24 protein-coding genes and 1 pseudogene are annotated in these 20,999 nt (G+C 41.2%); 6 read left to right on the top strand and 19 right to left on the bottom strand.

The features are described from left to right. Positions 1–129 precede the first annotated feature (129 nt). The 4 genes from DW059_RS10735 to DW059_RS10725 are packed head-to-tail and all read right to left on the bottom strand — an operon-like array spanning position 130 to position 1,383. Entirely contained in the window at positions 130–507 is a 378-nt protein-coding gene (locus DW059_RS10735; RefSeq protein WP_117606933.1) for an SdpI family protein, read from the bottom strand. A 30-nt stretch (positions 508–537) separates the two neighbouring features. After that, positions 538–723 carry a DUF6440 family protein gene (locus DW059_RS10730; RefSeq protein ID WP_005342831.1) on the bottom strand — a complete coding sequence of 62 codons (186 nt, stop codon included), beginning with the start codon at positions 721–723 and terminating at the stop codon, positions 538–540. 36 nt (positions 724–759) lie between these two features. After that, entirely contained in the window at positions 760–930 is a 171-nt protein-coding gene (locus DW059_RS16140; RefSeq protein WP_015535374.1) for a hypothetical protein, read from the bottom strand. A gap of 27 nt (positions 931–957) precedes the next feature. After that, complete coding sequence (locus tag DW059_RS10725; RefSeq protein WP_117698774.1) at positions 958–1,383, bottom strand: GNAT family N-acetyltransferase; 426 nt, start codon at positions 1,381–1,383, stop codon at positions 958–960. 380 nt (positions 1,384–1,763) lie between these two features. On the opposite strand from DW059_RS10725, the gene DW059_RS10720 reads away from it, so the two are divergent. From DW059_RS10720 to DW059_RS10695, 6 genes are read left to right on the top strand one after another with little or no spacing between them, the layout of a single operon-like run. After that, positions 1,764–2,150 carry a plasmid mobilization protein gene (locus tag DW059_RS10720; protein WP_117698773.1) on the top strand — a complete coding sequence of 129 codons (387 nt, stop codon included), beginning with the start codon at positions 1,764–1,766 and terminating at the stop codon, positions 2,148–2,150. Beyond that, positions 2,128–3,681 carry a relaxase/mobilization nuclease domain-containing protein gene (locus DW059_RS10715; RefSeq protein WP_117698772.1) on the top strand — a complete coding sequence of 518 codons (1,554 nt, stop codon included), beginning with the start codon at positions 2,128–2,130 and terminating at the stop codon, positions 3,679–3,681. Before DW059_RS10720 ends, DW059_RS10715 begins: the two co-directional genes overlap by 23 nt. Before the next feature lie 29 nt (positions 3,682–3,710). Beyond that, positions 3,711–4,037 (top strand): hypothetical protein, encoded by a 327-nt coding sequence (locus tag DW059_RS10710; protein WP_003864545.1) that lies wholly within the window; start codon positions 3,711–3,713, stop codon positions 4,035–4,037. Further along, on the top strand, positions 4,024–4,803 hold the full coding sequence (locus DW059_RS10705; RefSeq protein WP_117698771.1) for an FAD-dependent thymidylate synthase: 780 nt from the start codon (positions 4,024–4,026) through the stop codon (positions 4,801–4,803). The genes DW059_RS10710 and DW059_RS10705 overlap by 14 nt, the downstream gene beginning before the upstream one ends. Continuing rightward, complete coding sequence (locus DW059_RS10700; RefSeq protein WP_117499795.1) at positions 4,793–5,206, top strand: dUTP diphosphatase; 414 nt, start codon at positions 4,793–4,795, stop codon at positions 5,204–5,206. Before DW059_RS10705 ends, DW059_RS10700 begins: the two co-directional genes overlap by 11 nt. A 4-nt stretch (positions 5,207–5,210) precedes the next feature. Further along, positions 5,211–5,489 carry a helix-turn-helix domain-containing protein gene (locus DW059_RS10695; protein ID WP_117529032.1) on the top strand — a complete coding sequence of 93 codons (279 nt, stop codon included), beginning with the start codon at positions 5,211–5,213 and terminating at the stop codon, positions 5,487–5,489. Between the two features lie 129 nt (positions 5,490–5,618). On the opposite strand, the gene DW059_RS10690 is transcribed toward DW059_RS10695, so the two are convergent. The 15 genes and pseudogenes from DW059_RS10690 to DW059_RS10620 form a co-directional block, all read right to left on the bottom strand. Beyond that, the gene (locus tag DW059_RS10690; protein ID WP_117698770.1) at positions 5,619–5,987 is read right to left on the bottom strand and encodes a hypothetical protein; all 369 of its coding nucleotides are present in this window, start codon (positions 5,985–5,987) and stop codon (positions 5,619–5,621) included. Positions 5,988–6,166: 179 nt separating this feature from the next. Further along, a complete protein-coding gene (locus tag DW059_RS10685) occupies positions 6,167–6,481 on the bottom strand; it encodes a helix-turn-helix domain-containing protein (protein ID WP_055183024.1) in 315 nt (104 codons plus the stop codon). A 233-nt stretch (positions 6,482–6,714) separates the two neighbouring features. Beyond that, positions 6,715–7,005 carry a molecular chaperone gene (locus DW059_RS10680; protein ID WP_117528489.1) on the bottom strand — a complete coding sequence of 97 codons (291 nt, stop codon included), beginning with the start codon at positions 7,003–7,005 and terminating at the stop codon, positions 6,715–6,717. A 3-nt stretch (positions 7,006–7,008) separates the two neighbouring features. Further along, entirely contained in the window at positions 7,009–7,893 is an 885-nt protein-coding gene (locus tag DW059_RS10675) for a DUF4316 domain-containing protein (protein ID WP_117528490.1), read from the bottom strand. After that, positions 7,883–8,143, bottom strand: coding sequence for a transposon-transfer assisting family protein (locus DW059_RS10670; RefSeq protein WP_055055570.1), 261 nt, complete (start codon positions 8,141–8,143; stop codon positions 7,883–7,885). The genes DW059_RS10675 and DW059_RS10670 overlap by 11 nt, the downstream gene beginning before the upstream one ends. Next, a complete protein-coding gene (locus tag DW059_RS10665; protein ID WP_117698769.1) occupies positions 8,140–10,161 on the bottom strand; it encodes a YodL domain-containing protein in 2,022 nt (673 codons plus the stop codon). The genes DW059_RS10670 and DW059_RS10665 overlap by 4 nt, the downstream gene beginning before the upstream one ends. An 82-nt stretch (positions 10,162–10,243) precedes the next feature. Then, positions 10,244–11,293 carry a DUF5688 family protein gene (locus tag DW059_RS10660; RefSeq protein WP_117698768.1) on the bottom strand — a complete coding sequence of 350 codons (1,050 nt, stop codon included), beginning with the start codon at positions 11,291–11,293 and terminating at the stop codon, positions 10,244–10,246. 28 nt (positions 11,294–11,321) lie between these two features. Next, entirely contained in the window at positions 11,322–13,433 is a 2,112-nt protein-coding gene (locus DW059_RS10655; RefSeq protein ID WP_117698767.1) for a DNA topoisomerase 3, read from the bottom strand. A 72-nt stretch (positions 13,434–13,505) separates the two neighbouring features. Continuing rightward, positions 13,506–14,240 (bottom strand): CD1107 family mobile element protein, encoded by a 735-nt coding sequence (locus DW059_RS10650; protein WP_117698766.1) that lies wholly within the window; start codon positions 14,238–14,240, stop codon positions 13,506–13,508. Then, positions 14,215–14,523 carry a DUF4315 family protein gene (locus DW059_RS10645; protein ID WP_117698765.1) on the bottom strand — a complete coding sequence of 103 codons (309 nt, stop codon included), beginning with the start codon at positions 14,521–14,523 and terminating at the stop codon, positions 14,215–14,217. Before DW059_RS10645 ends, DW059_RS10650 begins: the two co-directional genes overlap by 26 nt. A 26-nt stretch (positions 14,524–14,549) precedes the next feature. Further along, positions 14,550–16,793: a C40 family peptidase gene (locus tag DW059_RS10640; protein ID WP_117698764.1), complete on the bottom strand. Its 2,244-nt coding sequence runs from the start codon at positions 16,791–16,793 to the stop codon at positions 14,550–14,552. A 51-nt stretch (positions 16,794–16,844) separates the two neighbouring features. After that, positions 16,845–17,303 carry a hypothetical protein gene (locus DW059_RS10635; RefSeq protein WP_003864573.1) on the bottom strand — a complete coding sequence of 153 codons (459 nt, stop codon included), beginning with the start codon at positions 17,301–17,303 and terminating at the stop codon, positions 16,845–16,847. After that, positions 17,287–19,756 (bottom strand): annotated as a pseudogene (locus DW059_RS10630) (VirB4-like conjugal transfer ATPase, CD1110 family). The gene DW059_RS10635 and the pseudogene DW059_RS10630 overlap by 17 nt, the downstream one beginning before the upstream one ends. Continuing rightward, positions 19,707–20,096, bottom strand: coding sequence for a PrgI family protein (locus DW059_RS10625; protein ID WP_117698763.1), 390 nt, complete (start codon positions 20,094–20,096; stop codon positions 19,707–19,709). The pseudogene DW059_RS10630 and the gene DW059_RS10625 overlap by 50 nt, the downstream one beginning before the upstream one ends. Positions 20,097–20,118: 22 nt before the next feature. Continuing rightward, entirely contained in the window at positions 20,119–20,991 is an 873-nt protein-coding gene (locus tag DW059_RS10620) for a VirB6/TrbL-like conjugal transfer protein, CD1112 family (RefSeq protein WP_015535383.1), read from the bottom strand. Between the last annotated feature and the right edge of the window lie 8 nt (positions 20,992–20,999).

Below are 20,999 nucleotides of genomic sequence, written 5' to 3'. Positions count from 1 at the left end.
TATACATGACCAAAATCCTATATTCATAATACATACCTCCTCTTAAAATACCAATTTCTCAGTTTCAAAAACTGGAATTTATCGTCCCTCCTCTTAAAATACCAATTTCTCAGTTTCAAAAACTGGAATTTATCGTCTTGTTCCATTCTTATCAAAATTCTTTTTTAATGCTATTTCTGTTGGGAGAATAGATCCAATTAAAGGAATAAGTTGAACACCACAGATAATTCCTCCTATACTCCCAACACAATCTTCATTTTTTCCAATTACTAAAAGCATGAATATTACTGTTATCGGCAACATAACCATTCCACAGACATACCAAACTTTACCACAATATTTATGAGCAAATTCCCATGTGTCTTTGTTCTTCATAGACATCGAGCTCCGATATCCAAATACTGAATTTATTTTCTTTGGAGCCTTTTTCATAAAATATCTTCCAAAACCAATCATCGTAAATGGAAGAAGCAAATCCATAATCAACATAAAAATCCAAAACCCCATTGTAAACCTCCTTTACTACAACTTTCGATTTTACTTTGTAACTATGACTTTTCCTTCTGAATCCAGAAGAGGTGTAATAGCCGCTCCATATCCAGATTTCCAACAAAGATAGTTAACCCCAGTCTCCTTATCTACAAGGATTTGGCGAACTCCTTCATCCTTAAGCTGACTTCCGTCTCTAAATGTAACTTCAAATCTTTCTTCTTTCTTTGCCATGTTTATTTCTCCTTTTTTCAAGCGTTAAATTCTAATTTAATAGCGCAAAAGGAAATATATGACATACACCCAACTAAGTAATCCATGAAAAATCGCCCAGCCGACAGACTTCCACGTTGTATAACTAATAACCATAGCTAATGCACTTCCAAAAGTTATTCCTGATTTTACCGTTTTCTTGACAGTCATTGATTTATTATCTTCCATGTTTGTTTCCTCCACAAATTCCGATTTCTATTTTCGTTTCCATAGCATAGTGTACTCTTTTTCACCAGTAGCTTCATCCAAGCCTTCACATTGAATAATGAACCCTTCTCTTTGGTAAAAAGAAATTGCTCTGGCATTCTTCTGGTATACATTTAACCGTAAGCTAACTTTTTTATCCTTAACATAATCTAATAAAAGCTTACCTATGCCACATGACTGCATTTCATCGGAGACAAAAATACCTTCTATATATTTATCATTTAGTCCTACAAATCCTTGTGTCATTTTATCTGCTTCAAACACATAAACTTCGTATTGTGACATCATTTCTTTTACTAATTCATAATTACTTTTCCAGTATTGATTGGAAATAAAATAATGTGCTTTCAGATTTGTCTTTAACCATATGTCAGCAACTCTATCGATATCTCCGTTCAGCAACTTTCTAATCATAACAAATTTCTCCACAACTACATTCTTTATGCTTTTCTCTTTTTTCATTCTATCACAAGCTCACCATTAATCATCATTTTTTTGATATTTTTTCTTTTCCCCCACTGTAAAACAGCCTCTGAGCGTTTCGTTATATAGAAGGGTACACATACAGAGCAAGATCCACCCGTGTTTAACAGTATTGCCGCTTGGCATCCTGTTCTCCTATGGGTTTTATCTTGATGGGGATCTCCCCATACCCTCTTCATAACAGACGTTTCACTTGTCTGTTGGTTCCACCTAAAGGTGTTCACAGCACTATTTCTAATATCGGAAGGGACAGCCGATATTGAAATACGTGGACTCCCAGTGGGAGGAATAGTAGCAACGGAAGGAGGAGTATGAGAACAAAAAACAAAGATAAAGAACTAAATCACAGACATTTTGTTGCAGTACGACTGACAGATGTCGAACTCAATTTGCTGGATCAAGGAGCTACTTGTTTTTCAATCTCACGATCTGAATATCTGAGAAAACTTCTGCTTGAGAAGCAAATCAATCATCAGATTGAAGTTGTTGCAGACATGAACGATCTCAGAAAACTGGTCAGTGAATATGGAAAGATTGGATCGAATCTCAATCAGATCGCCAAGCATTTTAACAGTGGTGGCAGTCAGTCACGTGCTATAGAAAACGAAATCCATCAGTGTATCACGGACTTATTCCTATTGAGAAAAGAGGTACTGAAACTGGCAGGTGGTATGAATGGCAATCGTAAAACACATTAAAAGCAGAAATGCAAATTACTCGGCTGCTATCAATTATCTTCTGTTTGAACATGATGAAAAAACCGGGAAAAAGATTGTAAATGAATCCGGACGAAGCATCCTGCGAAAAGAGTTTTATATGGATGGACTGAACTGTGATCCGATGTCTTTTGACAAAGAATGCGAACTGACAAATGCTCATTTTCATAAGAATAAGAAACGTGAAGACATCAAAAGTCATCACTACATTATCAGCTACGATCCAGCCGATGTTACAGAAAACGGTCTTACCGGAAAGAGAGCACAGGCAATCAGTTTGGAACTTGCAAAGCAGATGTTTCCCGGATATCAGGCACTGGTAGTTACTCACACCGATGGCCACAATGAATCCGGAAATATCCATACTCACATCGTTATCAACAGTGTGCGAAAGACTGCAGTGGAAAGGCAGCCATATATGGATAAACCACATGAGGAAGCCGCCGGTTACAAGCATCGTTCCACTGATAAATTCATGAGCACTTTTAAGAAAACTGTCATGGATCGGTGCCAACAGGAAGGACTTCACCAGATAGATCTTCTTGCTCCGGCTGAAAGAAAAATCACGCAGAAAGAGTATCAGGCACAGAAACACGGCCAACAAAAACTTAATGAGATCAATCAGAAAATCATCGAAGATGGTCTCAAACCAACATCCACCGTGTTCCTTACACAGAAAGAATATTTACGAAAAGCGATTGATGAATGTGCTGCCACATCCAATAGTTTTGATGAATTCCAATCTAAACTTCTGGAACAATTTCAGATCTCTGTGATTGATCATCGGGGCAGATACAGCTATCTTCATCCTGATCGACAGAAGCGGATTACTGAACGTGCACTGGGAACACGATATGGAAAAGAACACCTGGAACAGACCTTCTTACGCAAGGATCCATTGACCATTCTCTACGTCAGATCTCACCTTCGCCTGGTTGTAAATCTCCAGACAAATGTGAAAGCAATGCAGAGCCCGGCTTATGCTCATCGGGTAAAACTTTCTAACCTGCAGCAAATGGCAAATACCATTATCTATGTGCAGGAGCATGGATTTGATACGCAGTCAGATTTGAAAAATACACTGCTTGCAGCAAAGCAGGAACTAAAAGAAATGCAGACACAGGTTGCTCAGCATCGGTCCGATCTAAGGATCCTCAACGATCAGATCCGTTATACCGGTCAGTACTATGCGAATAAGGAAGTTTATTCCCAGTTTTCAAAAGCTAAGTACAAAGGGAAGTACCGGAAAGAACATGCCAAGGAAATTCAGAAATATGAAGAAGCCAGAGATTGGTTGAAATCCTTTTATCAGGATGGAAAGATGACAAGCCTAAAAACCTTGACTTTACAAAAAGAAAAACTGCAACAGCAGATAGCTTCCGAAGAAGAAGCAATAAGCAGCTTGAAAGAAAAATTAAAAGATCTGGATACTGCCGATCAGAATGTTGATTTCATTCTTCAGATGCAGATTCCGGAACCAGTAAGATCAAAAACCAAGGATCTCGAAAGATAACCATCACAAAACAAAGGAGGAACTATCACATGACACAAGAAGAATTTAATATTGTATTTGAACTTCAGATGAGAAAGTGTGCCGATATTCTGGCACATAAAAAGAAAGAATATACCGGTGACAATATTGACCGCCTCAGTGCATTCAAGATTGCTGCCGCTTTACAAAACTGCGATCCAAAAGCAGCACTGGCCGGTATGATGTCGAAACATGTCGTATCCCTTTACGATATGTGTTATTCCACTCTGTTACATTTTGACATGGAACAGTGGGATGAAAAAATCACAGACTGCATCAATTATCTGATCCTTTTAAAAGCTCTGGTAAAGGAGGAACAGGCCTATGGATCACATTGAAACAGCTATCTTAAACTGCTATGGAATCCGGGAAGCAGAACAGAATATGGTCTTTGCTGCCAGACTCACACAACACGGTCATACGATCCAGAACATGGCAGATCTGATGGATCTTTACCGTCAATCCTACAGTCAGAAGACTGTAGAAAACATTGCAGGGCTTCCGCATCCAACCGTGCAGAAATTCATGGTCATTACCGTAGCTGTTGTTGGTGCAAGCAGACGCTTCCTGGCACAAATCACAAGACATCAGAACGAAGTAAAGTACATGAGTGCATCTCTGCAGTACAGCAATTATTCCGGTCATGCTGCATTTGCTATTCCATATGGAATCATGAAAGCAGATAAAGAAATCCAGGATATTTACAAGAAAAGCTGTCAGTCAGATCTGGATCATTATGCAGAGCTTTGTGCCTTAGGCATTGATCATGATTCAGCCGGATATGCCACACCTCAGGGACTTCGAAACGTACTGATCATCAGCGCGACACCTTACCAGTGGAAGCATATGATTGGCCAAAGAACCTGCCGAAGAAATACGGATGAAACAAGGATTGTGATGCTACAGATCTGGCAAAGATTGTACAAATTAAGCCCAATCCTTTTTGCACCGGATCTGACCGGTTCATTCTGTCAGAGAGGAAGCTGTATGGAAAAACAGATGTCCTGCCAGAATCCTATTTCAAAACTTTGGACTCCTGCTGATATCTTAAAAGAAGATTATCCATTGCTCATCAGGAAGGAGGTGAGCAGCCATAAAGATTAAACTGATTGACTTTGGTCTGAAAGCAAATCATCATCCATTCCGGCCACATGAAAATGATGCCGGTGCTGATGTATTCATGCCTTATGATTGCTCATTACAACCAGGCGAGGTTGCTAGGATTCCACTTGGATTCGGTCTCATCATCCCGGATGGATTTGCCGGATATGTCTTTCCTCGAAGCAGCATGGCAGCAAAAGGACTGGTATGCGAACTTCCACCGATTGACTCCGGTTATCGCGGTGAGATTCATGCCATTATCAGCAACGTGAGCACATCTTCTCAGACCATTCATAAAGATACACGCGTCGGTCAGCTGGTAATCACGCCAGTCGTGATCGCAGATTTTGTTCTGGATCTTGGCGAAGAACGAGGAACCGGGGCATTCGGAAGCACAGGAGAATAATACTATGATTACATTTGGAAGAAAATTAAAACACTTAAGACAGAAAAATCATCTCACCCAGAAAGAACTTGGCATGGCTGTTGGATTTCCCGACAGCTGTGCTGATGTCCGGATTGCTCAGTACGAAAGCGATGTCCGAACACCGAAAGAGGATCTTATGAAGCTCTTCGCATCAACACTCGGTGTTCCGGTTGAACTCTTTACCGTACCGGTACTCTCAGAACCCAGGGAGTATGAGGCGGCGGAGTATTGGAGATATGAGTTAGGGCCGGAACTAGATTAAGTGTCGTATACTGTAATGAGGCAACGGATTATCCGCTGCCTCTCTTTTATCATTTTAGGGGTAATAATTGAAAATAACCTGTGTTGAGCAATCCTCTTTTTCTGCGCTTTATCTGCATATCTACATATTTCATTTTATTTCTGTTCCATCGATAAAAAGCACATATTTATCCGGATTATGAACAATATCATAATCTTTTCCATATTCAATCGGTCTAAATTCTATCTGCATAATGGATTTTCCATTTTCGATATCTTCTTTCCAAGAATATACGGTCATATCAAGGCTGGTTGCATATCCATGATCTGTAGAAAATTTTATTGAATGAAATGAATTCTCTTTGTACATTTTTAAAAGCAGTCTTGCAAATGCTTCTTTATCAGAAATGTTTTTTCTGTTAGCAACTACTGTAAGATTCTCATCTCTATTCATAGAAAAACTGCCAACTACATCTGGCTCACCTTCTTTATACTTTAATAAGCTTTTCCCAATTATCATTCCAACAATAATCGAAAAAACGATAGCAACAAATACAAGTGTTATATTTTTTTTTCTTCATTTTATTAAGTTCCTTAGAGTTATATATAAGTCTTTAGAACTACTATATCATATTATTTCACGTTAAACCAAATAAAAAAAGAAGAGCAATAAGCCCTTCCATCTTCTTATTCACGTATTTATTCCACCAATGCTCTCACTGCATTGATAATTCTCTGTTGCTTTTCTTTCGGTAGTTTCTCTATCATTTCAGATAATTCATTCGTAACACCAGTAACCGAATGTGTCACAACATCAATCAATAGTGTATCTGCCGAAACATCTAATGCATTTGCAATCGCAATAAAGGTATCAAGTTTTGTTACTTTCAGTCCTCTCTCTATAACACTTACATGAGTTGGACTTAAGTTTACCAGTGCTGCCAATTCTTCTTGTGTAAGATTCTTAGCTTCCCTTGCAGCTTTTATTCTCTGACCAACCGCCTTTAAATCCATTGTGACACCTCCTTTAGAACGATAATTCGGTCTAAAATTAGTATAACGATTGATCTTTAAAACATACAGAATCTACAGATTGTCAACTTGTTCTTTAGAACTATTTCAAATAAAAAACATTAAAAAGGCCCAAAAGGGCACTTTCCCTTTTGAGCCTATACACTTTATCAGCTAACGTATTTCACTTTCATTTTTCCTCATGGTCATGAGGCTTTTTTCTCTTAAATCGCATTCTATGAATCCTTCGATTGTTCTTTCTGTTCTTCAATAATTCGTTCTGTCGCTTTATGAATCCTATCCTTGGAATAGGGTGGTCTTAGATTCAATGACAACCGTCCTTTTCTGATCATATACGTTTCACTGCCATCCTCCGAAGCCCCTTTCAACCAGCAATCCTCCGGATACTTCTCAGCAAAGGACCGTAACCGTTTCTGCAGACTCTGATTGAAGGTATACACATCATAGAATCCATCATCTTCATTGGTCAGAATAATCGTTTCTTTTTCACACTTTAACCTTCGCATATTCTACCCCCGCTTTCTTTCCATTTCCTGATCCAGGTACTTTGGTATCGGCTTTCCGGACCGGCGAGCAATAGCAATCTGTTTTTGATGGAGTCGTTTGATCACAGATCTTCGTTTCTTAGGTTTTCCATCCTGTTGATTTCGGGAGGTCTGATTGTTGCTGCTAGCATCAGAGGTCTTTTCCTGATTCTTCTTCTGATTATTCACCAGACCGTCCACCATATCATAATTGGCTTCGGTACCGGATTCTCGGCTCCGTTCATAAGTGCCGTTCTGGTAGAACTTCTGGTAATGTTCCAGACGCATTTTGCCATTGTGTTTTAGCTGTTCGACTGGATTTAGCGGTACCTGCTGTTGGATGTAATCATGGATCTTTTGTTTTGTCTTTTCGTCAAATTTCTCGCATTCTTCGACAACCATTTTTCCATAGGCATCTAGGATAACCCCCTGCGCCTGATCCCGGTATACCTGATGCTCCATCAGATAAAACTGCTTTCCATTGATGATGATGGTGTCTGTCGCAATCCAGTTTCCTTTTTTTCCATCAATCTGATAATTCTCAGTTTCCATAGTGATCAGTGCTCCGGATGTGTTGATACGAATGAATCCGGCCAGATACTGTGGATAGTTTTCATCTACATAGTAGCAACTGATTTCTCCGTTCTTGTTCAATACGAGCACGTCACTGACTTCGCATTGCTTTTTCATCCGTTTCCAGATGTCAGCGACTTTTTCATTTTCCTGCATTTCATGAATCGAGACTAATCGGTAATTTTCGACAGTAATCGACACATTCTGCTGTCTTGCTTCTTGATATGGCAGATGCCACAGTGCTTTTCCTGCTGTCTGCTGATCTACTCGGTAGACTGCAAATTGATTAAGCTTCATAGGCATCGTCCTCCAAGTTATTCAGATAATAATTCAGATCCAGAGAATAGTAGTATTTGTCTTCGATCTGCTGTAATTTTCCAACTGTAGAATTGATGATCTCCATCATTTCATCATTCTCAGTATCACTTTCTTCCTGTTCCAAAACTTCCAAAGCTTCTTTCAGTGTTTGGATTGTTTCTTCCTTTGTGTGCTGCTGGAAGATAGCAGTAATAGTCAGTTCGTTTTCTTCCAGGTTTACATTTCTCATAGGCTCATTTCCCCCCTTTTCTTTTTCGGTATTGGTTTCATCTGTATATTCAGCTCCTTCTCGTTTTTTTCTTCGCTTATATTTTTTTCGTTATCCACTTTCTTATTGGATTCCAGAGGATTTTCCACATTTGGATGTCTTTCTTCCAAGTACTTTTCCACACGACTGATTGCATTTTGCACATAAGAATTTTCTCTAAATCCAGGAATCGAATTTAAAAATTCTTTCTGTATTTTTCCTTCAATCATCAGACTCTGCATTCCTTCATAATCACTTCCGTCTTTCAGATCAAAGCCAACACATTTCAGTCCATGCATACGTTCTGATGGGATTTTCTCATAAGCTTCCAAGGCTTCTGGTAATGTCAGGTCATAATGTACTTCACCCATTACAGGAAATTCAGTACATTCAGCCGCATAAAAGCTGATACATGTAAGATCATTTTCATAATCCACATTTTCTATTTCCGGGACAATATCGAGTATTTTTTCTCTTTGGACTGTAAAGTCTGGAAGTTCTGCAAATCCAAATCGATCCACGTAATATGCCTGCATATTACCTTCACGATTTGTAATGATCACATCACTGACCGACATAGAATGTGCTTTATAATCTGCCGGTGGATTATCGTTGAATATGGCGTACAAATCATCCAGCTTTTCATTTTCATGTAATCTGCCAGAATAGACACATTTATAATTTGCTGCATCGATTGTAATGCCATCTTCTTTGACCATTGCCATATTCATAAATAAATGTTGTTTTCCCGGTGTGCCTTCATCCACATGGTAAATTGCATAGCGGTCACCATTACCTCTGAACATTTCTTCCTCTAGGGTATAATCAAACTTAAATGGATACAAAGCCCGATTAACTCTTTCCGAAATATCCGTCCCTTCTGCAATCGTATCTTCCAGCCAATCTTTGATATCTCCCCATGATTCAAACTGCAAATACCCAGCAATTTCATGTGTCCCATCCGGTGCCAGTACAATATGTCCCGGTTCGCTTTCCCGATAATCATAGCGGTATCCGGCTGCTTCCAGTGCATCTACCAGAATGCCGTATTTTTCATGTAATTCTGTTTTTTGTTTTTCTTCAAGAATGATTTCCAGTTCTTCTGTAAGCTGATCGATCATTTCACCGGCTGTCTTGCGGATCACATCCATAGATGCTTTCATTTCCTTCATTTCCCGGCTGCTGCTCCAACCTGCAATATAAGGAAAACTGTAATCCGATGTATCCAAACCCAAGGAAGAACACACACAGTAAGCAATGGATTCTGCTTCAACCTCTTTTGTCAGACGGTCTTTTTCTACACCCAGGCTTTCCATGATTTCCTTGTCATGCAGTTTAGCATGGGCGGTTTCATGAATAGCAGTCTTTAAGGTCTGACTTTCACTGAGCCCTTTTTTGATCACGATTTCCTTGTCTGCATTGTGATAATATCCATTGGCATTGCCATCGATCTCATCGAATCGAATCGGCACTGGGGATATTTTCTGAATAGCCTGCATGAAAGAATCAAAATCCTGTACAGCTGCAGTCAGTAATTCTGGTGCCAGTGTCTGGATCGGTTCTCCGGATGTCTGAGCAATATCAAATACCGTAACTGCTTTAAAATGCGGAACTGTAACTTCCACCTGTTCAGTCTTAGGTTTTCCATCAGTTCCCATGATCGGTCGCTGATTTTCATCCAGAACCTCTTTTTCCTTCATTTTCTTATATGGTGCCGGTGCAATGATTGTAATTCCTTTTTCCCCTTTCATGACCTGTCTACCCATGGACTGCCAGTTTTTGTAGCTGGTAACAAGTGTGGCATCCGGTCGTTGCATGGCGATCAGCATTGTATTATTAAAGGAATAATTGTGAAACTTTGCCATGGTTTTAAGAAATTCCTGATAGCGGTTACTTGTAAAAAGTTCTTCCACACCGGATTCCAGTGACTGCATAATGCTGTCCATATCTTTTCCCTGGACCGGCAGTGGAATAGTAGTAGTTTTATTTTGTTCTGTCATAATACTCCTTTCCAAAAACGCCCCACGACATTGTGTTTATGCCGCAGGGCTTTTTATTAGTTGACGAGATGATTATTTTTTATTAGAGTTCCATATCGTGCTTCTTTGTTTTCGGTTTCTGATCCGGCTGTTCTTTTCCTGCTTTCTCTGTTTTTGCAGCCTGCGCTTCTTTTTCTTTCTGACGTTCTGTGAATCTATCTGCCTTTTCAAAGACATGATCCTTTGTATCAAAGTGATATACATCATTGGTAAGGCGTTCTGCAGGGGCTACCTGAGTGGCATTGACTTCTTTTACCATATCTCTTAACATTTCTGCATCCACTTGCCCGTCATCTGGCAAGACCAGCATTTCATGGATGGATGATGGCAAAATGAAGAAATCATTTCCAAGAAGTTCCCCCATGCTATCCATGAATTCCGGATAAAAGATCACACCGGCTCCATCAATTCTGTCTGTATTCGTAACAACAAAGAATGTCGGCATCTCGCTTGATTCCTGCAATGTTTCCTGCAGCATTTCACGTTCATCCGGTGTCAGCATGAGAATATTTTTCTGGTACATTTCATCTATCAGTGCACCTATACTTGATACCTCCGGGATCATGACATGCGGTGAACTTTTCATCGCGTCTTCATGAAGCTGTTCTGCCGATATTCCATACTGTTCAAGCAGATCATTCTTGATAAACATGGAACTTAATCCATCCTGATCCTTGCCTACTGCCACATGATAGGTTATTGCGAGGTCTTCCTTCAGCTGATGCGGCGCATTTTCGAGGACTTCCTTATTTGCTTCGGCTGATGATACACGGATAAACAGCTTGTCCTTCACGTCTTCATAATTTAAAATGGATTTCAGATCAACCTGTATCGGTGCCTCAATAACTATATCTGCAATCTTTCTGCATACAGTTTCCATTGTTACGCCAGGCTGTGCTTTATATGCTTCATACAGCTGGTTAAGATTGATCGTCGGGGTAAGCATCTCACCTTCTTTTCTCACCATCAGCCCCGTATAGGCACGGTTCAGTTTCTGACACTCCATCGTTGATACTTCTGCATTCTCATAATCCTTCGGTAAAAAGAGTCTGATATTGTCCTTTACTTCACTTACAAATTCATTAAAATTCATTCTTCGTTTCCTCCTCTAATCTGTTTTCTTATTTCTTTTTGCTTTTGTTTTTTGGTTTCTTTTTGGGAAAGGATAAAGAAAAATTCACCTTTCCGGTTTCATCTGTATCCATGTGAAGATCTGCCTCAAAGTACATATTCTTCTTTCTAGAATACAGGTCTTTTACATGCACACATCCACTTTTCAGAAGTTCTGCAGCCATCTTTTTATCCATGGTTTTTTCCATGCTCTGCAGATAGCGGTTATCTTTCCAGAGAGCAAAGTGACAATCATGGTTGCTACAATAGAAGTTGGTTTTGCTTTCATATACCAGGCTTCCACATACCGGACATGTTCCAATGCTTTCTCTGGTCTGAAATCTTCTTGTTTCTTCTTCGGAAATCGCATCGCATCCATTCAGCATCATGGTCAGCATGTTTTTGATCCCGGTCATAAACTGTTCCGGTGCAATCTCTCCATGCTCCATCAAGAGCAGCTGATTTTCCCATTCTGCAGTCATACTTGCAGATTTCAGAAAGTCTGGCAGGATCTCCACAAGGACTTTTCCATCATCTGTTGGAAGAATCTGTTTTCCTTTTCGGGTGGCATATTGGGAATAGATCAGTTTCTCGATGATACCGGCTCTTGTTGCCGGAGTTCCTAATCCTTTCTTTTCCGTATCTTCATCGAATTCCTTATTTCCAGCTGTTTCCATTGCCGCAAGGAGAGTATCTTCGCTGTATGGTTTTGGTGGCGATGTAAAATGTTCTGTCTTTTCTGCAGCTACAGCATAGAAAGTCTGTCCCTGGGTTACTTTCGGCATCCTCTCTTTCATTTCCTGATCCGGATCTACGATTGCCATGCGATCCTTATTTTTGAAGCAGTTTTCAAAGAGTTTCCATCCGTCCTGCAGGACAATTTTTCCTTTTGCTTTGAAGATTTCTTCCTGGCATTCCACTTCAATCTCTGTCTCCTGGTAAATGTGATCCTTACTCATTGCCATGACTGCATGGACTGCGATTAGAAACAGTATCTTTTCTTCCCAGGATTTCAGTTCACCCAGATGACAGGATGCAAGCTCCATCGTTGGGATGATTGCATGGTGATCTGTCACTTTACTGTTATTCATGACTTTCTTCACATCTGGCTGCTCCGGCTGATCAAACGGACCTGTCAGTTGATATTTCTCATAAATCTGACGAACCACATTTCTTGCGGTCTGCTCCATATCTTCGGTCAGATACTGGCTGTCCGTTCTTGGATAAGTGATCAGTTTCTTTTCATACAGGCTCTGAGCGGTATCCAGTGTCTGTTTGGCTGTCATTCCGTAGATACGGTTTGCTTCTCTCTGCAGTGTGGTCAGATCATAAAGCTTTGGTGCTTTTACTTTCTTTTCCGTTTCTTTTACTGCTGTGACAATAGCTTCACTTCCCTGGCATCTACTTCTTAACTGTTCCGCCTCATCCGGATCAAAGATTTTTGGCTTTACAGCCGGAATTCCATCACAATCGAGTTCCACATTGAAATACTTTTCTTTCTGGAAATTGCTGATCTGTCCGGCACGTTCCACCAACATAGCAAGTGTCGGTGTCTGAACCCTTCCAACGGTCAGCTTTTTGAAGTACTTTGTGGTGTAAGCTCTGGTTGCATTCATTCCTACCAGCCAGTCAGCCTGAGAACGGCATACAGCAGCTTCGGCCAGATGTCGGTATTCCTCTGCGGATCTCAGATGCTGCATTCCATCAAGGATTGCGGAATCTTCCAGAGAACTGATCCATAATCGTTTCACCGGCTTTTTACTTCCGGATAAGTCATAGACATGTTTGAAGATTAATTCTCCTTCACGTCCGGCATCACAGGCATTTACGACGTATTCAATTTCCGGACTGTTGAGCAGTCTTTTTAAGATATAGAACTGATCTTTCTTATCTTCTGAGACTGTAACTTTCCAGTCTTTCGGGATGATCGGGAGATCTTCATATCTCCACTGGCTAAATTTCTCATCGTAGACATCCGGTGAAACATACTCGACCAGATGTCCGAAGCACCAGCTGACCATACAGTCGGTTCCTCTTAAATATCCGTCTTCTCGTTCCTGTGCTCCAATCACTTCTGCGATTGCTCTTGATACACTTGGTTTTTCTGCAATTACTAAATACATGATGTATAACCTCCTTCATATAACGAAACGGAGAGAGCATGTTTTACAGCCCCCTCCGCTAAAAAAGTTTATTTATTTTTCATTTTCTTCAAAATCTTCGTCTTCAGACTCTTCCTCATCCGGAATTTCTTCCAGTCCACCTGTTTCCAACCCTTCCGGCTGATCATCCTCGTCTTCCTCTTTCTTTGGCTTATAGATCTTGAAGTAGTAGTATGCTGCTACACCGCCGAGAGCCAGGATCAGGATTGTTGCCATTGCACCCATATTGGTTTTGGTAGATGCTGTTTTCTCCGGATCAACGGTAGCTTCCTTGTCTACATCCTCATTATTTGTTTCATCCAGCACAACCTTTGATGTATCTTGCTGTGGTGTTACGACAGTAGCAGTGCTGTCTTTATCCAGAAACTCTGAAAGATCATTTTCATCAATCTGGGATAACATATAGACATTCTGGGATGTGGCACTGCGGTCGATCACGATATAGAAAGTATTATTATTCTTCGTTGTAACTGTAAGAAACTCCTTTGTGGAATCGTCGGTAATGTCATCCTTGACTTCACCATTGCCAGGTGTCGTAAATGCAGTTCCTTTATCTGTTCCATCTTCCGGCAGCACCTCATTTGTACTTGCCGCCTCATCCTTTTTCTCTTCTTTGTCTGTTGATTGATCTGTCTGAGTTGTCTCTACTTTGGATGCCTCTGCTGATTCATCCACATAGGCAAATGCTGTGGTTGATGCAGTAAAAAGCATCATGACTCCTAACAGCAGTCCTGCCATTTTCTTATTCATTTTCTTCCATTTCACCATTCTGATATTCCTCCTTATTTTCTTCTGTGAATACAAAGGTGCCTGAACCTTCTTCGTCAGACTCCCTGCTTACCTGAAATTTAACTGTTCCATTCTGGATACCATCCAAAAGATCATACAACTGACCATTCTCCATCTTCATACCACGGATGCACCTGATCATCTCATTGTCCTCTTCCTGCTTTAATGCAGCCTGGACACCCCTAAGATATTGCTGCAGATCCGCAATCTTTTTCTCTGTCTTGGCAATCTCATCCAGATATTTTTTAATCTTTTTATTCAAACTTTCACCTCCCTTCGTTCACCCCTTTATGGCAGTCTTCCAAAGCACATGAAGTGTTGCTGCCAGTAGGATGTGCTGATATTTGAGTAATGGATCGGATCCCCGCAATGGATCATCATATTATTACCGACATAGATACCCACATGGCTTGCACCAGATGTGTTATACGTTCCCTGGAAGAAGATCAAATCTCCTGGTTTTGCTTCTTGCGGTGATACATAAGTACATACGCCTCTTAATCCATCCGCGGTCAATCGTCCATAGTTCCAGCCATTACCACAGTGGTTAATGACATAAGATACGAAACCTGAGCAGTCAAATCCGGACGGAGAGTAACCGCCCCATACATAAGGTACTCCCAGATATTTTTCTGCTTCTCGAATCATCCGAGCGAATTCTTCATCCTGCAGTGCTTCCGGTGGAATCTCATAACTCATTCCATTACCGCCTGCTCCACTGGTCACATTGTTTACATCCCACAGATAATTTCTGTTTCCATAGGTCGTATTTAATGCATTGTAGATGATCAGCTGCTCCGCATTCAGATTGGCTCTTGCCACAGCATCAAAGCTTCCATTTGTCAGTGTCACATATAGAATCTTCTTAGTGCTTGTACTGGTAACCGTTACTTCCTGACTGCCATTGTCATCTGCGATATAGGCTTCCCAGGTCTGATGTCCATGAGCAGAAGCGGCAGCATGGTTATCATAGTAAACGTCAAACTGCACACCATATCGTGCAAAGGCTCCGGTATCCTCAACCGTGTATTCCACACCATTCATTACTACCTTAGTTCCGATCGGCACAAATGGATTGGATGCATCTACAGCAATGGTATGGTTTGCAGTAGGATATGCCCCACTGGCAGTTGGACCTCCGGACCATACGCCACAACAGATTCGACAGTTACAATATCCGCTGGTCACTACCTGTCCTAATGATTCTCCGACTCGAACATTTCTGGTTTCTGTCACCGTTTCTGTTCGACCTTCTGTATTCAGATGATATTGTGCTTCAAAAAGAGATTGCAGCTCGTTTTCAACATCTGAGTACGTCCAGTCCCCATATTTTGCGGTAAGATACGAGATAAGATGGTATGGATTATGACCAATCTCAGCAATGTTGTACTGATACTCGTCATAATTCGGATGTCTTCGTTCCATCTCATTAATCTGCTGGTTCAAGGCACTTTCCAAAGCAGCATATCTGTTTTCGGCAGCATAGATATCCTCGTCTGAACTTGGATACGTTGTAATACCAATCACAGATCCGGCTCCTTCGATAGAAGCACTGCAGCTCCCCAGAGATACTGAAATGACTAGAAAAAGAAGCGCAAAAATACCGATGCCTGCGAACATGGCACGATTACGCTTTATAATCTCTTTCAAGGCAATCTTTGCTTTTACCGTCATGTTCTCGACACCGGCAATGGTTGTTGCTCCACCTAGACTGCCAACGGATTTTCCGGCTCTGGCTGCCCGGTATGCATCCTTATATCGTTTTTTCTGAAAGAAGCGGTTATAGAAATGTCTCTTTTGCTCAGCGTTCTTTACCGATTCTGCATGTTTGACTCCTTCCATACTTTCTGCAGAACCAAATTTCAGTTTCTTTTCTACAGTAGCCTCACGATAACCTCTGCGATGGGTTTTCACATCCGTTCGTTTGCTGCGGATCTGAGCATGACGCAGACCACGTAACGCAGCTTCTGTTTCACGCTCTGCAAGTCTGGCACTTTCCACACCTGCATTTTCATCTGTTTCTTCCTCTTCGGAAGAGACTGCTTTCATACCAGATATAACAGCTTGTGTGGCAATGTATTTCCCGGCTGTCCCTCCCGGTTTCATGCCAGCACCTTTCACCATCTGATTTCCTTCATCATCAAAGGATAATCTTCCGGCTTTTGCCTGTTCTTTGGTCATCTGTTTTTGCAGCTGTTTCTTCCGAATGGATTTCTTTTGGCTGTTCAGAGTGTTATCATCATCCGGGATTTTTTCATGGCGATGCAGTTTCTTTCGATATCCGGATACTTTTTCTTCCGGTGTAACTTCAACTGTATTCTCAACAGCTTCCTGCCGGACAGAAGATTTCCGGATCTTTTCCATCTGCAGTCGTTTACCTTTTCCCGATTTTGAATCTTCATTCTCAGCCTTTTTCCGTTCCCGTTCAGGAACAAATTCTTCTTTAGTTTCCGGTCGCCCACGGCTCCTGTGACTGATATCTTTTACACTACCATCATGGAGATTTTCTTCTGTCAGACCATCTCTAGTCATCTTTGCGACCTTTTTATCTTTGCCTTTAAATTCTTTTCCAGCTATAGGTCATCACCTCCTGGCACAACTTTTCTTTCTGTACTCATTCAGTTCCTGGCGTCCTATAATCGGGATACCAGGATAACCATCTGCCTGTGTCCTGATTGCCGGAGAGCTCGCCTGAATATGAAATACCCAGTTCAATTCACTCGGATCTCTCGGCCAGAAACCATTGATCAGCATAGCCTCCTTGAACTGATTGTTGTGCAGATGGATCTGGGTACGTTTATACAAAACTTCTTTCAGATCATCACTGGTAAGATGCGGATAGATTTTCTGTGCCGGATAAAAATTCCAGAATACCCAGTCAAGGATAATATTCTGTGTTTCCAGCGGAAGTTCATACAGATGATGATCATCATTGACTGTATGAACACGGTATCCAGGCTGTGCATTTTCCAGATTTTTCATCTGAATGTAAGGATTATCCTGGTTCCACTGCCTGATTCGGATCTTATCGATTTCCTTCATGTTTTTCCGCCTCCATTTCTTTCTCTCGTTTTTCAACTTCTTCCGGTTTTGTAGTCATCAAACTGTACAGCTTCAAGGTCTTATCGAACTTGTCCTTAAATGGAATAATTGTTGTTCCATAGAAAAGAAGTCCTTCTCCTTCCCCGGAATTCGTCACATAAGACAACTGATATGGGGAAATATTCAGCTGTTTTGCGAGGATCTGTCTGTCACCTGCCGCCTGGTTCAGCATCAGGATAAAATCACTGTTCTCAAAGATATTTTCAATTTCCCTGCTGGCAAGAAGATCTTTGATATTCTGTGTGATTCCAGTCGGTACGCCTCCCCATTTTCTGAATCTCTTCCAGATTTCTACGGAATAAGCTGCTGTCTGTTCTTCTTTGAGCAGAAGGTGGAATTCATCGATATAGTACCTGGTAGATTTGATGCCACGGTTGATTGTAACTCTGTTCCATACCTGATCCTGGACGATGAGCATTCCGATTTTCTTCAGCTGTTTTCCAAGTTCCTTAATATCAAAGCAGACAATACGGTTATTCAGTTCCACATTGGTTCTATGGTTGAATACTTTCAGTGATCCATTTACATAGATTTCCAGTGCTGTTGCAATTCTCTGGGCCTGGGGTTCTTTCTGCTTTCTGAGGCAATCATACAGGTCACCAAGGACCGGCATATTTTCCGGTTTTGGATCTGCAAAGTACTTCTGATACACCAGTGGAAGACAACGGTCGATCACTGATTTTTCCTCTGCTTCAATACCATCCCTGCTTCCCATGATCAGCTCACATAAGGACAGGACAAAATCGGATTTTACACCAAGTGGATTGTCATCATCGGAATAATCCATATTGATATCCATCGGATTGATATAATCCTTACTGGTTGGTGAGATGTGTACCACCTGTCCGCCAAGTGCATGGACCAGTGATAATACTCACCCTCCGGATCTCCGATGATAATGTCATCCTTCGTGACAAAGAAAGCGTTGGTAATCTCTCTTTTTGCTGCAAAGGATTTACCGGATCCAGGCGTACCAAGGATCAATCCATTCGGGTTTTTCAGCTTTTTACGATCCACCATGATCATGTTGTTACTGAGTGCATTCAATCCGTAATATAAGGATTCTCCTGCCATAAAAAGTTCCTGTGTCGTAAATGGAACAAAGATTGCTGTACTGGTAGTCGTAAGAGCCCGCTTGATTGGGATATGATTTACTCCCAGCGGAACACTGCTCATCAATCCTTCTTCCTGCTGATAATCCAGACGTTTCAGTACACAGTTATATTTTTGTGCGATACCGGCAGTCTGGAAGATGGCATTATCCAGTGCCTGTTTTGTCTTTGCGGTATTTAAAAAGAGCGCTGTTACAAGGAACATACGCTCATTTCGTGACTGCAGGTCTTCCAGAAGCCTTTTCGCTTCTCCGCCATACGTGTTCAGATCCGATGGGATAATATCCATATCATATCCGGCCCGGACTGCTTTTTTCTGTTCTTCGATTTTCATACGATTGATATCCGTCACTTTGCTTTTTACCAGCTTGATTGCCTTCATCTGATCCACCGACTGCACATGCAGGTTGACGATCAGGTTCTTATCAATATCCAGAAATTCTGCCAGCATCTTATCCGTAAGCTCCGGCGCCAGGATCTGCAGATAGGAGACAGCCCGATGGTATTTCCCATGCGGAATGTATTTCTGTCCTTGAATACAAAACTGGTCGGTGCCACATAATCCTTGGTATTGAGTCCGGTACGGATCATGGAACCATAATCAAACTGAAAGTCTGTCATGATATCCGGATTGAAAGTTTCATATAAAATCTGCAGTCTTTCCACTCCATTCAATGGATAAGCCGGAACTCCAAGGATCTTGAAGTTGTTCAGGATATCCGACTCAATACGTTCTAGCTTTGGCTTTGCTTCCCGGATATTATCTGCTTCGATGGAAAAGGTGATATATTTTGATTTCACCAGTCCATTATTTCCTTTCGCCAGCTGCTGTTTCAGCATCTTGGCATATTCCATACGAACATCGTCAAAAGCATCATCCTGAGGACGGATCCTGATGACCTGTTCAAATTCTTTCATGCTGCTTTTATGATTGATAAAGCTCAGCTGAAAATGGATACTGGCATCAAAGTAATTGAGAAAATCACACCAGTTTTCAAAGATCGCATTTTTATCTTCGTTCTGAGCCAGCTGGTAGTTGATATCATAGAAGCGAATACACTTAGAATACGTTTTTCCCTGTACCCTGCAGATCCCATCTTTTCCCATTTCCTTATAAGCGATCGACTGCTGGACGGACAGTTTTTTTTGCCTGCGTTTTTCTTCCTGCCTTTCCTTTTTCTTTTTCTCTTTTCTGCCTACTTTTTTGCATTCGGTATCTGCGACAGTTTTCTTATTTTTCTTTTTTCGCAACCGTTTTTCCTCCTTTCGGTTTTTCTGCATCCGGAGACTGTCTGATCTGTTCCGGATCTGTTTCATAATAGTTTTCAGTTTCATATTTTCTGACGGGTGGACGAAGAAACTTCACCCGGATCATATGCATCAGAACATCTTCTAGGTGCATCCCGTCTTTTTCGTACATGGCAAATAAAAATGCCGGTAACATCAAAAGCACCATGACCGTTGTCGCATTACTGTTTCCCATCACATTACGCAAGAGGAAATAGCTTGGAATTCCCATTGCAGCACCAATCCCAATACAGATCAGCTGTCTTTTGGTCAGGTTAAATACTACTTTATTTTTTACCTTCGTTAAGTCTTTCGGTACGCTGACATATGCCATGATTTTCACTCCTTCCTGTAAATTAGTGTGCGTTAAATATCGACTTACTTAATGATGCTGTCTTAAAGAGGCTGTAACATAAGATCACCGTATAAGCCATAACGCCAAATAATGAAGAACTCAGATTATCTGAATACTGGATACCTGCAACAAGCACTGCATAGATTGCAACGCATACCATCATCAGAAATGCCTGGAAAGCCAGGGCAAAGAGTCCTCTGAAATAATTCGTGCCGATCTGTCCCCATTCTCTGTTACTCATAGTTGCGAATGGAATCGGCGCAACTGAGGTATATAAGTAAATCTCTATCATACGTCCATACATGATCACTGTGATCAGTACAGACAGGATTCTCATACAGAAGCCGGCAATAAGGGTTTCCAGCGCTAATACAACAAGTTCTCCGATTTCCATACTTTCCAGTGTTGCGGAAAGATCCGTCAATGCCGAAGAAATATCAATGGCGGTACTTCCGCTGATAACACCGGCTGCAGAATTAACTACATGCTGGCCCACATCGAATACCGCCATTGTGATCGTAAATGTGTTACTCACCAGATAAACTGCGATCCACATTTTTACGAAGTACTTGAAAAACATCCAGGTATCAATATCATGCATGTTATTACGCTCGGTCAGCATAGAAATCAATTCGTAGCAGAGTACGAGTGTGATAATAATACCTGCAATCGGCATGATCACAGAATCCGATAGGTTCCGGATCATACTGAATATGCTGCCGTTCCACCCTTGCGGGGTCTGTCCAACCTGGGTAGCGATCTCACCGGTCTTTTGATTGACATCAGTAAACATCGTATCCAGGTTGGAAGTGATCATCCCGGTTAAGAGTTCCCTCATCCATTCCTCAATCGCATCAAAAATCTGACTGAACATGGATCTCT

The organism is Roseburia sp. AF42-8, from assembly GCF_003435965.1.
GTDB classification, from domain to species: Bacteria; Bacillota; Clostridia; order Lachnospirales; family Lachnospiraceae; genus Roseburia_C; species Roseburia_C amylophila.
Note: the sequence above shows the minus strand (reverse complement) of the source record. Positions and strands in the feature narration are given on the sequence as shown.